The sequence below is a fragment of the Rhodocytophaga aerolata genome (assembly GCF_030503435.1).
Taxonomy (GTDB): domain Bacteria; phylum Bacteroidota; class Bacteroidia; order Cytophagales; family 172606-1; genus Rhodocytophaga; species Rhodocytophaga aerolata.
Map to the genome: position 1 here is coordinate 350158 of NZ_JAUKPO010000005.1, position 14550 is coordinate 364707.

Genomic DNA, 14550 nt, shown 5'->3' on the forward strand with positions numbered 1-14550 from the left:
ATTTCTACTGGTTTGCACCAACCACTTCATGGCTTTTTTCTTTTGGTGCTGCTTTTTTTAAATACCGGGTAAAGAAGGAGGTTAACTTATCTAATGGGATTACGTCCATTCTGTCGTATAAATCAACGTGACTGGCATTAGGAACGATATACAGCTCTTTTGGTTGGGCGCCTTGCTTGTATGCATCTTCACTGAAGTAGCGGGAATGTTCCTGATGAGACATGCTGCAAAGGTTTTTCTACCCATGCAGCTGAGGGTAAAGAAAATCAAACTAATCAATAAGGGTTTCAAATTTTTTCATAAAAACTAAACCCTTCAAGAAGAAAGTGCAAACAAATAGAAGAAGGCAGCTTTTTAAAGAATGGATCTAAAACTTTTGATTCATAGAATGGGGTGCACTTATTTACCGTGAAATATTTTTTAAAAGACTGGGTTACTCTTTTCAATTTCTTCCATAAAAGCCAAAATCAGATTCATACTGGTTTAAAGGTTTAGGTTAAAAGTATACTGAAATTAGCGTTGTTTTTTTCCTGTATTTTTGCAACACTCATTTCCAAGTGAAAACAATAAACAGAAAATATGTATAAGGGAGCCCGTAAGCTCCCTTAATTTTTTTGTGATGCATGTAGTCAGGTGATAACTTCATTCAGTAGCCCCTAATGTAAAAACTAAAGTTCTACATAACAGAATAAGCAGCTGTTTCATGCATGCCCTTGTCTATAAAAGCAACAGATAGCGTAATTATACTCCAACAAACTTCAGTACACATCTATAGATGATAAGCTCGTACATGCATAAGCTGTTAGTGGCTAAATAAGCTTGGAATGACACCTGCAAGGCTGAGTTTTTATTCTCCCTGGCCTAAGGAAAAGCCCCTTTCTCCGTTAAATGTATAAAGGTTTTCTGTTTTAATAATTTCAAAACCGGCGGCGGCAATGGCTTTTTGCAGCGAAAGCAGCTTCGGAAATTCTATTGAAGCATAGCTCGGCTCTTCTTTTTCTGTGAGGGTTTCTGCTGCTACAAACCGGCATCTCCAGTGATCCGTACAGAAGGTTTCTTCGTGCCCCTGCGGATACACTTTTACGCCCCGGTTGGTAATCATCTTTAACTTCAGCCCCTCTGGTGTTAGTGCCGAAAGCCTGGTGCCTAACTCCTCAGGAGAAATCTGGTCATGGCAAATAAAAATATCTGATCCCACCAGTTGTTTGTGGCTCACAGGTCTTTTATACCTAGGGATTACAAAAGATCTGGCGGTGGCACTGCCGGAATTACTTCTTGGAAGAAGTGTTGGATATTTATTCAGATTCTCTATCACTGCATCTGCAAACTGCTGTGTGCCTACGTTGAGCTTACTTATACCTGGCCGGTAAATATCCGCTGTATGGATACCATTTTCAAGGGTGGCAAGCCAGGCATTTTGAATAGTACTGGCTACTTCCCGTTGCCCGATATGCATAAGCATCATAATGGCACCTTGCAATAAGCCGGATGGGTTGGCTATGTTTTTACCGGCAATATCGGGAGCAGATCCATGAATGGCCTCAAACATGGTGCAATGGTCGCCAATATTTGCTGAGCCGGCAAAACCCACAGAACCGGCAATTTGTGCCACAATATCCGAAATAATATCTCCATACAGGTTCAAAGTAACTACTACATCATACTTCTCTGGTTTATCAGCCAGCAGGGCTGCCCCGATATCTATGATCTGATGCTCTTTTGCTATTTCCGGATAGTGCGCACCTATTTCCTGGAACACCTGATAAAACAACCCATCGGTAAGTTTCATGATGTTGTTTTTTGTCAGGCAGGTTACCTTTTTCCTGCCATAGGCTCTGGCATATTCAAAAGCATAGCGGATTATCTTCTCGCACCCCGGGCGGGTAATTAGTTTGAGGCATTGCACGACATCTGCTGACTGCTGATGCTCAATACCGGCATATACATCTTCTTCATTCTCCCGGATAATTACCACGTCTAATTTAGGATGCTTCGTAGCAACAAATGGATGTAATGACAAACAGGGCCGTACATTGGCAAATAGTCCTAACGTCTTCCGGATGGTAACATTCAGGCTTTTGTAGCCAGTTCCCAGCGGGGTGGTTATAGGGGCTTTCAGGAAAACTTTTGTTTTTCTCAGGGAACTCCATGCCTTTTGGTCAATTCCGGAGGTATTGCCTTGCAAGTATACTTTTTCTCCGATTTCAATCACTTCCGGAGAAATAGCCGCTCCGGCAGCATCTAGTATGCGGAGGGTAGCCTCCATAATTTCAGGTCCTATGCCATCTCCATAGGCAACTGTGATGGGTGTTTTTTGCAGCATATGTATTTGATCAGGTTAAATTTTACTGTTACTCAGGGTTTGTTAATTCGAATCTGTCCGGCTAAGGATGGCCTGTGTGTCGCAGAAAATGCGTTATTAAGCAGGTAAGTATTCAACATGTAGCCATAAACAAGCTTACCGGCATCCTTTATTTCCTTTGCGAGTTGCCTTCTTAGCAGGGGCTGTTTTATTTCTCTGAATGGCCTCCAATTACGCCTAATCCATGTAGCTGGGCTAGGCTAACCTGCTCTATATGTTGCTCAAGCCGGTTGAGCCCTTTAAAAGAAATAATTTCTGTGACTTGCTTTTGTTCATTTAGATGCATTTCAACAAAAAAATCGTTCACCGCATACAAGTGAAGCTCATTTGCATGGGTTGTATAACTCAACAGAAAGGTTGCCTTCTCGGTGAGATACTGTTTTTTTTGTTGCAGGGAAAGCAGCAGGAATTGAAAATAAGTGATCATACTCGTTCGTGGGTTAGATTAGAAAGGTAGATAAGCCAGTAGTTGAGATAGCTGAGAAGAAAGACGTCCTGAGACATCTGTTTGAATGATAAACCAGTACAGCACCATGCCGATAGATATATTAAAGGGGAAGGCAACGCCCAGAGCCATGGGAATATACAGTCCAGGATCGGCTTTAGGTGCAGCCATGCGCATAGCGGCAGGCACAGCAATATACGAAGCCCCGGCAGCCAGGATGGCAAACATAAAGCGGGTACCAGGGTCACTGGTTACCATAATGCTGGTAAGTGCTACCAGACAGCCGTTGCAGGCAGCAACCAGCATACCAAACAAGGGCAGATACCAGCCATATTTCCGGAATGAGGAGAAGCGCCTGGCTGTAACCATGCCCATTTCCAGGAGGAAAATAGCCAGAAATCCTTTGAATATATCAGTAGTGAATGGTTTGATTCCTTCTGCTTGTTTGGCATCTGCCAGATACCCGATCAGCAGGCTTCCCAGGATCAGAACCACGCTTCCGTTTGTAAAAGAATGGCCCAGAACTTTGCTTATGTTTACCTCCCCAGTTTCCGGCTTATCATATTTATTTATCAGAAAAACGGCGATGATAATGGCAGGTGATTCCATAAATGCCATAACTGCCACCATATATCCGCTAAAGGTATGCTGATACGTTTCCAGAAAAGAGGCAGCTGCTACAAAGGTTACCGCACTCACCGATCCGTAGGCAGCGGCAATAGCTCCTGCATCGGCCACTCCCAGCCGCCTTCTGAGTAGATAAAATGTGTACAAGGGCACCAGGAAGGCAATTACTAACCCGAACAGAATAGCATACAAAATTTCCAGAGTAAATGTACTGTGTGCCAGTTCCTGCCCTCCTTTAAAGCCGATAGAAAGCAGCAGGTAGAGGGAGATAAATTTAATGCTGGCTGCCGGAATTTCCAGGTCGCTTTTTAAGGTAGCAGCCAGAATTCCCAAACCAAAAAACAGAAGGGTAGGATTTGTTAAATTACTGACAAATAAACCTAAGTCCATGTGTTGAGCTATACTTGAGAAAGAGTGAATGTAAATGGGAATGGATTGGTAGCCTGCTACCTATTATTGGCTAATGTGGTTATGCCTATCATGCTTGGAATGGCTTTTAACTACATGCCAATAGTCCCATCGATCTTTTAAGGGCTGTACAAGGGTGGATTTGGTTGCCGGGGTTAGTATCATCTGAGTCATAGTTTTTTTCTCAAAACTATAGAACCTTATTCATATATTTTTATTTATATTTGTTATGATATACATAAACAAATATTTATGCATTATACCCTTCATCAGTTAAAGATATTTACGGTTGTAGCCAAGTATAGTAGCATTACCCGTGCCTCCGAACAGCTGCACATGACGCAACCAGCGGTATCTATTCAGCTAAAGAACTTGCAGGATCAATTTGATATTCCTCTCACAGAGACAATAGGCAGGAAGTTATATATTACTGAATTTGGGAGAGAACTGGTGACCATTGCTAGTTCCATACTTGCCAGCACCGATCAGATCAGCCAGCAAATGCTGGCAAGAAAAGGGCTGCTGACAGGCAAGATCAAATTTTCAATCGTGTCTACCGGGAAGTACATTATGCCCTATTACCTAGCTCCCTTCTACAAGAAATACCCCACTGTGGAACTGGAAATGGACGTTACTAACCGCAGAGAAGTACTGAATGCCATGCAGGAGAATAAAACTGATTTTGCCCTGGTATCTATCCTGCCCGACCACCTGGAGGTAGAAGAGGAATTACTTATGCCCAATGCACTCTGGCTGGTAGCCGGAAGGGAATTCGTAGGTAAGCCAACGGAGAAGGCCGGCGACATATCCCTGTTGAAAGACATCCCTATTTTGTACAGGGAGAATGGATCTGCCACCAGAATTGTGATGGAAGAATACATGAGCAAAGTATCTGTCCGCCCATCTATAAAACTGGAACTCAGCTCTACGGAAGCCATCAAACAGGCAGTTATTGCCGGATTAGGAGCTTCTGTCTTATCGATCTACAGTTTACGTACAGAACTGCAAACAGGAGATGTAAAACTGCTGCCCCTAAAAGGGTTTCCACTCTATGCCCACTGGCGGTTAATATGGTTAAAAGGAAAGAAATTTTCACCAGCCAGCCAGGCCTTTCTGGCTTCTATCCGAGAGAACAAAGTGTCGGTGTGGGATGCGCACTTTGCCTGGGCTAAGCAGTACCTTAATCAAGTTAGTTAAGGCTGATGGTACTTACCTGTAAAAAACTGATGATGAACTGATGTTAGTATCAGCCGGATAAAATCTGCCAACTAATGTGTAATGAAAAATTTCCTTAAGAACAAAACACCCGTTTCAAAAGGGAAAAATAACACTACGTTAATTCAATAAAGTGTTTGCTTACTAACAACCAGGTTCAAGTAAAGGTATCCTGATAAGATTATCTTCCAGATTACCCTAGCTGTCCCGAAAAGAAAAGAAAGGAGACTAAAGTTATCATCAACAAAGACCATTTCAGCAAGGATTTTTTGGTAGGTCTGGGCTTGGCCCATAGCAATTGAATTCCCAGGGGTAGCAGTGCCAGACAGAGTCCGCAAATTGCCAATAGTGAAACCCATGAACTGCCTTTAAGCACACCCATCATCAAGGCAGCCATTGAAGCTAACGCAATGGAGGAAAACCATCCAAATATACCTGACAGGTAAGCCCCAATGGCTAATACTATCCAGCCAAAGAAAATGCAGGCAGAGAGGGCTGACACAATATGGAAAGCTCCATAAGAACTAGCTACTAATTTAGTAGCCGCCTCCAGGTGTAAATTATCTACCAGTTGAAAAGCCATGTGATCAATGCCTGCATGAAATGTACGGGCAAATAACCCAAGTATAACCATAGTACCTCCCCATAAGCCCCAAGCAGGTTTAACTTTACCTATTAAGTGAGTTAATGTGAGAATAGCCGGCCACAAAAACAGATTACCTGCCAGAAAAAGGCTATAGGAGGTTTGCATCAGGATAGGATATTGATCAAAAGCCTGTAGCTGTTGAGGAAAAAAGAAGTGGAACCGAAAGCGAAGCAAAGCACCGGCTAGCAACAGCAAGGGTGAAATGAGTAGCGAGACTGCTCCTACCCAACGGCCGGGAAACCAGAACTCTTCGCTTGCTACTACTTTTTGCAAATTCTTCTTAGGGAAATACTTTGAAGAAAGTGTGGTGATGAGCCCTTCCATATTTTTTGCAAGTAGTTGAAGACAGTAACTTTTATTGGAATAAGCAAGAATAACAACGCTTTATCAGAACCTAAAACACATAGGACGAAAAGCCCAAAAAATGTGACAGATGCAGCCTCCCCTTTAGAATTCTGGAAGTATTTATTGGTGAGTAAGTTAAATTGACTCCCTCCTTGCGGTAACCAAACTTAATTTTCTATTGTGTGGGTATTTAAGACAGGGGCACACTATACATACTAGATAAGCAAGAACCCTTTGGCAAATTCTCAAACAGGAAACTAAGGGCTTTATTTATCGAAATAAGATAAGGCAACCTTGTGAGTATCTCCTGCGTCTCTTCTCCATCGTTACTCGCTGAGTAAAAAAGAACCACTACTGAATTTATGCCTGTGAAAGGGAGATATATAGCTAATTATTTATGAATGAAATTCCAAATTTATACATGGGCACCTCAGGGTGGAGTTACCGATGGCAAGGCATATTTTACCCACTTGACTTAAAATCCGCAGACTATTTAGCCTACTATGCCACCCATTTTAATGCGACGGAGATTAATAGTAGTTTTTACCACTTTACCATGGCTAAAACCATCGAAAAGTGGCTAAGCCTAACGCCTGTCTCTTTCAGATTTGCCGCCAAATTACATCAGCAGATTACCCATAAAAGTAAATTTGTGGATATTGCCCAACCGCTCGACAAGTTTATGTCCAGCTATGAGTTAATGGGTAACCGGCTAGGGCCTATTCTCATTCAACTTGCCGCCAGCTTTCACTTTGACAAGCAGGTGGCAGAAGACTTTTTTATCGTATTGCGCGAAAAATATCCTACTACAACCTTTGCTTTAGAGGTCCGGCATAGATCATGGTTTGTGGAAGAGGCCTCTGAATTGATGCGGCAGTATCAGATCAGTTTTGTTATTTCCAGTGCAGGCAAGCGGTTTCCCGGACTTGAAATTGCTACCACAGAAACGGTTTACTTTCGTTTGCACGGCGAGGAAAAGTTATATTCTTCTGCTTATTCAGATGAAAAATTAGAGAAATATGCCTTTATGATTAAGGATTGGCTGCTGGATGGAAAACAAATATGGGTATTTTTTAATAACACGATCCTTGGACATGCCATTACCGATTGCAAAAAATTATATAGGCTGATCGAAAGACTCTGAATGGCTTATGGATAGTAGTCTGGTATTTTTTTCATACAGCCCCAGCCTATAGATATATACCTTGAGTGTATCAAACCTTGGCAGAAATAAGAAAAGGGCAGATTAATACCTTAATCTGCCCTTTTGAGTGTCCGGCTTAGCAATATAACGAAGCCTGTTGATTTCAATAAAAAATGTATAGTAAGGTACCAGCCTTACAACATCACTGGCATACCAGTCCGAACCGATTCATCACAGGCAAAAGCAATACGTAGGCTATTCAGGGCATCCTCTAAGTGGTCTGTCAGATCCAGGTCTTTCCGGATGGCTTCCAGGAAGTAGCGTTGCTCCCGGTTGCAGAGTTCCTGATGATCCGGCTCATCTTGCATATCTATCCAGGCATCAGACCGGGTAAACTGATTTTGAGTATTCAGGTCAGCATAGTGAATCCGCAGAGATTCAGTTTTGGTGTGAGAGTCTACATTATCAGATTTGCCTGTTCCTGCTGCTTCTTTAGCCACAATAGATACGCAACCCTTGGGTCCGATCACGTCCTTCACAAAAAAGGCTGTCTCACTCATCATGGGACCCCACCCTGCTTCATACCAGCCGACCGAGCCATCTTCAAAGCGGATCTGTAACTGGCCGTAATTATAATTGCCTATTGGAATATCTTCGGTGAGACGGGCCCCAATGGCATTGACCTGAATAGGTTTGGAGCGGGTCATTTGACACATCACATCAATGTAATGTACGCCACAATCTACAATCGGGCTGAGGCTTTTCATCAGGTTGCGGTGCACATTCCACATCTGTCCGTGGCTCTGCTGATTAAGGTTCATGCGCATCACCAGGGGCTTGCCTAGTTCCTGAGCAACTTCCACAAACTTTGCCCAGGAAGGATGATGACGCAGAATATAGCCCACCACTACTTTCTTATTCGCTTTTTTGGCGGCTGCAATCACACGTTGGGCCCCTTCTACCGTATCAGCTACAGGTTTTTCAATAAAGACATGACACCCCTGCTCCAGCGCCTGAACAGCAAAAGCTTCATGTGTATCAGGATACGTGGAGATACAAACAGCATCAGGCCTGGTGCTGTTTAGCGCAGCAGTAAAATCATCAAACAAGGGATAACCACCACCTAATTTTTGATTGAGAACGGTTTTGCTGTTTCCGGTGGATACGATCCCGCAGATCTCAAATCCGTCAAGTATGCTGTAGGCCACTGCATGGGAGGAGCCCATATTGCCGCAGCCTACAACCAAGACCCGTAAGGGTTGAGGAGAATTTACCATAGTGTTTTTACAATGAAATAATAGATGGCAGCAAATATAGCCTTTTATGCGCAAAAATTGTTTTTGAAACAACTTACTTCTCTTTAAGCGCCAGATGGTATCAGTATTAGGTATGGGCATAATACCCCTCTCATAAACTCAAACTGCTTCCTGATTTTTGGTTGAAAGCTTTGTATTCACCACTTTACAGCGTCGTGTAAAACATGGTTCAAAATTGCCTTACTGTAAATGGGTTTATTAAGACGTAAAGGTAGACTGACGATGGAAAAAAGAATTAGTACGGCTCCTTCAAACATCCCTTCTTAAAAGTGCTGGTAACATTTTTTAAGACAAAAAGTAAGACTGCTAAAGAATATATGCTACTGCTAAAAAAGCCCTAGTTATATAACTCACCAGGAATGAAAATATGTTACTTTCTTCGTTTTTTTATATGGGATTCAAGTCCTGTTTCCAGCTTACACCTTTGATCTATTTTCTTTGTTATGATGCCATATAGGACAGATGTCAGAGCAGTTTTTCTACTTTCATTTCTCCGAGTATAATCAGGCTTGCAAAAGCCGTCCATACAATAACCGGAAGGGTTAATAAAGCGGCTGTTTTTGAGATAGGATAGAGAACAGACACTACTATGGCTGCAAAAACAATAACCACTATATTTCCGGCAAGCCCAAACCACAACGCTGAAATACCAGTTAGTTTTGCCAATCCTAAGGTATAGTAGGCATAACTGGCACACAAAAGGGCAAGGGCAAACAGCCACCATTGGTATTGAGCTTGGGATGTTTGCAGCAGGTTATATCTGGCAATACCCATCAATGTGAAAAGGATAAACCAGACCACAGGGATTACAAATCCTGGCGGTTCAAACCATAACCTGGGTTTATTTCCGCTTTCAAATTCCAGACCTATAAAAGGGGCTGGTATGTTTACAATTACCAATATCCCGTAAAAGATGCATATGCTTACAACAACTGTCCAGTTCATTCTTCTTGAGTGTATAATGAGGGTTGTATAGATGAACATGCTTTACTCACCGAGTGCCCGTTGCCAGCGTAAGTTGGCCAGTAACAGTTCGTAAGTCTCTGAAATCAGGTTTTTTTCTGCTTCTGTCAGGGATGCTTCTATGTCTAACAAGTCGTTATAAAGCAGGCTGCCTAGTTCGTATTTTTTCAAGTTTACCTCATAAATGGATGTTGCCAAGCTATAGTTCTGCCGGGCATAGTCCAGATTCAGGCGGGCATTCATTAGTTCTGTACGAGCGGTTTGCAGCTCGCTGGTAACTTCTCTTTTCTGCCGTATCATTGCATTTTCACTTACCTTTCGCTGCAAACGGTACTGCTGCTTTTCCAGCCTGGTAGCATTTCCATCGAATAAGGGAAGTGCCACTTGTACACCTACATAATTAAATGGTGTCCATGCATTTTTGCCCAGCACATCAAGCTTATTATTCTGGTACTGTGTAGCATAAGTAGCATATGCTGAAAGGGTAGGCAGAACATTACTGGCTGCCTTTTTGAATTGTAGGGCGGTAACTTCTCCTTCCAGGGAAAGCTGCCTGATCTCCGAGCGGTTGTTGGCCAGCAGGCTCAACTCTTCAGGCAATGCTGCTGAAACTTCGCTACTATACAAACTATCTGTCAGTTCAAGCGCCTGGCCAGGGTCCAGATACAGCGTATTGTTCAGATGTTGCATACTTAGCTGTAAATTTTGCCTGCTTTTTTTCAGGTTCAGGTCTGCATTCTGATAGTCAAGTTTAACTTTATTCAACTCATTTTCGCCAATGGTACCTAGGCCAAGCTTTGCTGTAGTAACTTCTATATTTTTCCGGAGGCGGTCCACCATCTTTTCGGCAATTTGCATTTGCTGTGTTCTGAGTAAAACGGTATAATAGGCTTCTGAAATTTCTATTTTACTTTCAGAGACTACCTGCTTCAAAACTTCTTGTTCTATTTCTACCCTTTTTTTACTGATCTTTATCTCTTGTGAGACACCAGCCTTGAACAGGTTCTGCGTGGCATTTACTGACAACACACTGTTATAGGTAGTACCGAAACGGATTAACTGAGGGCTGCTGCCTGCTCCGAAAAAACCTTCGGGCAGTACCGTAGAAGCCAGCCTGGTATTATAGCGCAAGTCAGCAGATGCGTCTACAGCAGGTAAATACTGGCTCCGGTTTCTGGCTATACTGTTCTCAGCAATAGAGATATTAAGCTGCTGGTTTTGTAAATCGGGCCTGTTTGTTAAACCCAGTTCGATGGCTTGCGGCAAGCTAAGCCGGAGAACAGGCACAGTGTCTTGTCCAAAGGAAAGCAGGGGCAAGGTAAGCAGGATGCAACATATTAAGTTCCTTCTCTTATCCATACTGTCTGTAGGTTAAATTCTGAATATCTGCACTGGTTCAAGTCTGGTAATTTTGCGCATAGCCAGCAAACTGCCCAGAATAGAAATAAACAAAGTAACACCGATCAGGAAAGCAATCAGGCCGGCTGTCAGTTGAATATCCAGGGCCGTTTTGGTTGCCTGTACAAACAATACCAGCAGGACAAAAGCCACCACAAAACCCACCGCTGAATAGATACAGGCTTGCAGCAAAATTAATTTTCTGATCATGCCATTGTTACCGCCAATTGCTTTTACCGTGCCATAGTCCCGGATACGGTCGTTTACTGCCGAATACATGGTTAAACCAACAATAGCAAAGCCGGTGATAATGGCAAAAACAACCAGTAAGCCAAAAGAAGCAACTATGCCGCTGGTTCTGGCCGTGTAGCTCAGGGTTTCTTCCGTAAACGCCCCTCCTTCCCAGGCTTTAATACCCGGAATTTCTGCATTAATGGTGCGTACGACCTGCCCTACCTCCATCGAGTTTTCCCACTCTACCAGAAAAGCCGATGCCTGGCTGCTAGCTATGCTGCTTAGCATTCTGGCCCGCTCAATGGTCGTGAATCCATAGGCTACACCAAGCCCTCTGGCACCTCTTGTCTGCCCAACGAGCACCACCCGCCTGCCATTCAGCTCAAAATGATCACCAATAGTAATATTGTTTAACGTAGGTCCGTCATACTCATCGGTGATCAGGGCGCCTTCCTGCAGGAGATCCAGCGTATTGCCTGTTGCCAGTTTCCAGGGACCGCCAGCAAAGGTAGGGGCTGTGGTGCCGATAAGGGTGAGAGCTGCTTTGGTACCATTGCTGAACTTGGCAGTAGCTCCCGATACAACAATTGGATTTACTCTTTTCACGCCGCTCACACTCATCAGCTCACGGGCAATGCGCATATCCAGTGCCGGTAAATCGTTTACCTGCTGGCTTTTTTCACTTACCACCCAGATGTACTGTGTATTATTGCTGGCAAGGGAAACAATGCCTTCCAGCAAGCTGAAACAAATGCCGAGTTGTTGCCCGATCAGAAACACAGATAAAACAATCCCGAACAGAATGCCAAACATCTTGGCTTTGTCATACCACAAGAACCGGAATGCATCTTCTAACATAGAGGTACCATTTTCATTAATAGGATTAGAATACAATCAAACAATCTACCCGGCTGCCAATCAGGGGCATTTTACCTGAATGTAGCCGGATATGTACTTCCCGTACCCGCCTGTCTTCCAGCTCTGTGGACTGGTCTTTAAAAAGAGATTTCTGTTTGAAGTAGTCGGCCGTAAAACTTATGGTTCCAGTAGCCAGGGTATCGCCTGTGGTTTGGGAAAACAGGTAGGCTTTCTGCCCCTTTTGTACCCGCTCCGCATACAATTCATCTACTTCCGTTTTCGCAACCAGCGGACCATCCGCAGCAAATTCGGCAACCTGCGTTGCACCGGTAACATAGTCTCCAGCCTGGACGGCTACTTTCAGAATTTTTCCGGATACAGGGGCAGTTACTTGTTTGCGGGCAATCAGAGTACGGTAATACGTAATATCCGACTGTAATTCATTAAGCCGGCTACTGGCTTCTTCTACTCTAGCCTTTGCTGCTTCTGCCTCTTTTGTTAACCTGTCCGTTTCTGCTTTACTTTCATCGAGGGCTTGCCTGGTTTGTGCTTTAGCTTCAAACAATTTCTGGTTGCGCAGGTAAGTTGTCAGGGCCTGCTGCAAACTTACGTGCAGGGCTTCCAGGGTTGCTTTACTAGATAGAATAGTTGCCTGTTGTGTAGCTAATTTGCTTGTTGCCTGCGCCAGTTGTGCCTGTTCCAGGGCTATGTCTATGCTGAGCAGCACCTGTCCTTTGTATACCAGCTGGTTCTCCTCCATGGCTACCTGAAGTATTTTTCCCTCGGTACCGGCAGTTATGCTGAGAATGCCCTCCTGGGGTTCTATACGCCCTACCCCCAGCACGCGGTTTCTGGTAGTGGCTACCGTGAGCGAGTCTGCTGTTGCGTATGCCTGCTTATTGGATGCATCCGAATGGTTACAAGCCCACATGCTAGCCAGCAGCCAGCTACTGAGTAGCATCCTGTAAGAGATGGTATAGATAGCGTTCATAGCTAAAGAAATATATGTGTATTGCCTATTATGTTGTATGCCTGCACGGGCTAGGTTTATCCATTCAGGTAGGGATCACCGGCCAAAATCCATAGATTGCTTGTTGAGTGGTATTACCTTCCCATTATTGACTTCTACGGCTCGGTCGGCGTACTTCTGCAGCCGGGGATCGTGGGTTACTACCGCTACGGCCTTTCCATCTATTGCCAGCAAACGCAACTCTTCCATCACGATCGCCAGCGAATCTTTGTCCAGGGAAGCTGTAGGTTCATCACAAAGCACAATCTTCGGATTTGTTACCAGTGCCCTGGCAATGGCAATGCGTTGCTGTTCACCACCGGAAAGCGTTCTGGGCAAATTTTTCCGCCGATGCGTCATCTTCACTTTTTCCAGGGCTTCCCTGGTTTTACGGCTGATTTCATTGCTGGATAGCTTCTGCATTTTTAAAGGAAAAGCTACATTCTGCTCAGCCGTGAGTGGTGAAAGCAAATTAAATTGTTGAAACACGAACCCAATGGTATTGAGCCGGAGCGCAGCCATAGCATTTGCCGAAAGTGTATTTACTTCCCTCCCATCTACCAGTAAGCGCCCTTCCGTTGGGTTGATCAGGCATCCCAGGAGAGAGAGTAACGTAGTTTTACCTGAACCGGAAGGACCAATAATCAACAAAAGCTCCCCCAGATTAAGTGCCAAAGAAGTTTTATCGAGCGCAGTAACCATCTGATCGCCGGTCCGGTATATCTTATTGGCTTCACTTAGCTCTACAATACTCATATTACTACTTGGTAGTTTATATTACAAATATATTACTAAATAGTAATAATATGCAACTTTTTAGAAATAATTTTTTATATTTGTTACTAAAAAGTACTATCATTTTTTAATTGTGCGCAACAAGAAAAATACACACCCGGTAATTACATTGGTAAAAGCCTGGGAAACATTCGAGGAGAATCATCCGGATGGCAGTATAGAAGATTTTTGCAGGCATTACCTCACTCAGCAAGACATGGAGCAGATGCGGGAAGATTTCCAGAAAACTCAAATGCAAAGACCTCCCATGCGTGCCTCGGATGGCTTGTCGGCTACCTTAGGCAGAATGAATAAGTATATGCATTTTTATTCCCGCAAAATCATGCAGAACCTGCCGGTAGATAATTTTGAAGACTGGGCGTATCTGGCAACCCTGCATTTTCATGGCGGTATGCGCAAAAGTGATTTAATCAACCAGAATATCTCTGAATTCACATCCGGCACCAATGTAATTAACCGGCTGCTGAAACAAGAGCTTATTGAAGAATTCACTGACCCTTCGGATGCCCGTTCTAAAAGGGTACAGATTACAGGTAAAGGTGTAGACTGGATCATCACTTCTCTGCCTGCCATGAAAAAAGCGAGTGACTTGCTATGGGATGGGGTGCTGAGTGAAGAAGAACAAGAAGTAGCCTATCATATCCTGTTGAAAGCCGACCGGTATCATTCTGGCTATTTTACAGAACTCAGAAATTTAAAGGTAGAAGAAATTATAGAAAGGCTTAAATCCAGATGAATGCATAGGTAGAATAACTCCTTCTTTGTAAAAACTCACCCATATGGAC

Annotated in this window: 14 protein-coding genes; 3 read left to right on the top strand and 11 right to left on the bottom strand. The window is 43.6% G+C overall.

Annotated elements, in window-relative coordinates; genetic code table 11:
• Window positions 1-4: 4 nt before the first annotated feature.
• From Q0590_RS12035 to Q0590_RS12050, 4 genes are all read right to left on the bottom strand, one after another.
• Entirely contained in the window at window positions 5-223 is a 219-nt protein-coding gene (locus Q0590_RS12035; protein ID WP_302037789.1) for an alpha/beta hydrolase, read from the bottom strand.
• A 624-nt stretch (window positions 224-847) separates the two neighbouring features.
• Window positions 848-2323, bottom strand: coding sequence for an NADP-dependent isocitrate dehydrogenase (locus Q0590_RS12040; protein WP_302037790.1), 1476 nt, complete (start codon window positions 2321-2323; stop codon window positions 848-850).
• A gap of 187 nt (window positions 2324-2510) precedes the next feature.
• Window positions 2511-2789 (bottom strand): hypothetical protein, encoded by a 279-nt coding sequence (locus Q0590_RS12045; protein WP_302037791.1) that lies wholly within the window; start codon window positions 2787-2789, stop codon window positions 2511-2513.
• Between the two features lie 18 nt (window positions 2790-2807).
• Window positions 2808-3824, bottom strand: coding sequence for a sodium-dependent bicarbonate transport family permease (locus Q0590_RS12050; RefSeq protein ID WP_302037792.1), 1017 nt, complete (start codon window positions 3822-3824; stop codon window positions 2808-2810).
• Between the two features lie 270 nt (window positions 3825-4094).
• On the opposite strand from Q0590_RS12050, the gene Q0590_RS12055 reads away from it, so the two are divergent.
• Window positions 4095-5039 carry a LysR family transcriptional regulator gene (locus Q0590_RS12055; RefSeq protein ID WP_302037793.1) on the top strand — a complete coding sequence of 315 codons (945 nt, stop codon included), beginning with the start codon at window positions 4095-4097 and terminating at the stop codon, window positions 5037-5039.
• 211 nt (window positions 5040-5250) lie between these two features.
• On the opposite strand, the gene Q0590_RS12060 is transcribed toward Q0590_RS12055, so the two are convergent.
• Entirely contained in the window at window positions 5251-6027 is a 777-nt protein-coding gene (locus Q0590_RS12060; RefSeq protein ID WP_302037794.1) for a hypothetical protein, read from the bottom strand.
• A gap of 418 nt (window positions 6028-6445) precedes the next feature.
• Between Q0590_RS12060 and Q0590_RS12065 the strand changes: the two genes are divergently transcribed.
• Window positions 6446-7192 carry a DUF72 domain-containing protein gene (locus Q0590_RS12065; protein WP_302037795.1) on the top strand — a complete coding sequence of 249 codons (747 nt, stop codon included), beginning with the start codon at window positions 6446-6448 and terminating at the stop codon, window positions 7190-7192.
• A 194-nt stretch (window positions 7193-7386) separates the two neighbouring features.
• Here Q0590_RS12065 and Q0590_RS12070 read toward each other — a convergent pair whose 3' ends face one another.
• The 6 genes from Q0590_RS12070 to Q0590_RS12095 form a co-directional block, all read right to left on the bottom strand.
• A complete protein-coding gene (locus Q0590_RS12070) occupies window positions 7387-8469 on the bottom strand; it encodes a Gfo/Idh/MocA family protein (protein ID WP_302037796.1) in 1083 nt (360 codons plus the stop codon).
• A 504-nt stretch (window positions 8470-8973) separates the two neighbouring features.
• Window positions 8974-9453 (bottom strand): tryptophan-rich sensory protein, encoded by a 480-nt coding sequence (locus Q0590_RS12075; protein ID WP_302037797.1) that lies wholly within the window; start codon window positions 9451-9453, stop codon window positions 8974-8976.
• Window positions 9454-9495: 42 nt separating this feature from the next.
• Window positions 9496-10830: a TolC family protein gene (locus Q0590_RS12080; RefSeq protein ID WP_302037798.1), complete on the bottom strand. Its 1335-nt coding sequence runs from the start codon at window positions 10828-10830 to the stop codon at window positions 9496-9498.
• A gap of 12 nt (window positions 10831-10842) precedes the next feature.
• Complete coding sequence (locus Q0590_RS12085) at window positions 10843-11961, bottom strand: ABC transporter permease (RefSeq protein WP_302037799.1); 1119 nt, start codon at window positions 11959-11961, stop codon at window positions 10843-10845.
• 25 nt (window positions 11962-11986) lie between these two features.
• Window positions 11987-12952 carry an efflux RND transporter periplasmic adaptor subunit gene (locus Q0590_RS12090; protein ID WP_302037800.1) on the bottom strand — a complete coding sequence of 322 codons (966 nt, stop codon included), beginning with the start codon at window positions 12950-12952 and terminating at the stop codon, window positions 11987-11989.
• A 75-nt stretch (window positions 12953-13027) separates the two neighbouring features.
• Complete coding sequence (locus Q0590_RS12095) at window positions 13028-13726, bottom strand: ABC transporter ATP-binding protein (RefSeq protein ID WP_302037801.1); 699 nt, start codon at window positions 13724-13726, stop codon at window positions 13028-13030.
• A 112-nt stretch (window positions 13727-13838) separates the two neighbouring features.
• On the opposite strand from Q0590_RS12095, the gene Q0590_RS12100 reads away from it, so the two are divergent.
• Complete coding sequence (locus Q0590_RS12100; RefSeq protein ID WP_302037802.1) at window positions 13839-14501, top strand: MarR family winged helix-turn-helix transcriptional regulator; 663 nt, start codon at window positions 13839-13841, stop codon at window positions 14499-14501.
• Window positions 14502-14550: the final 49 nt, after the last annotated feature.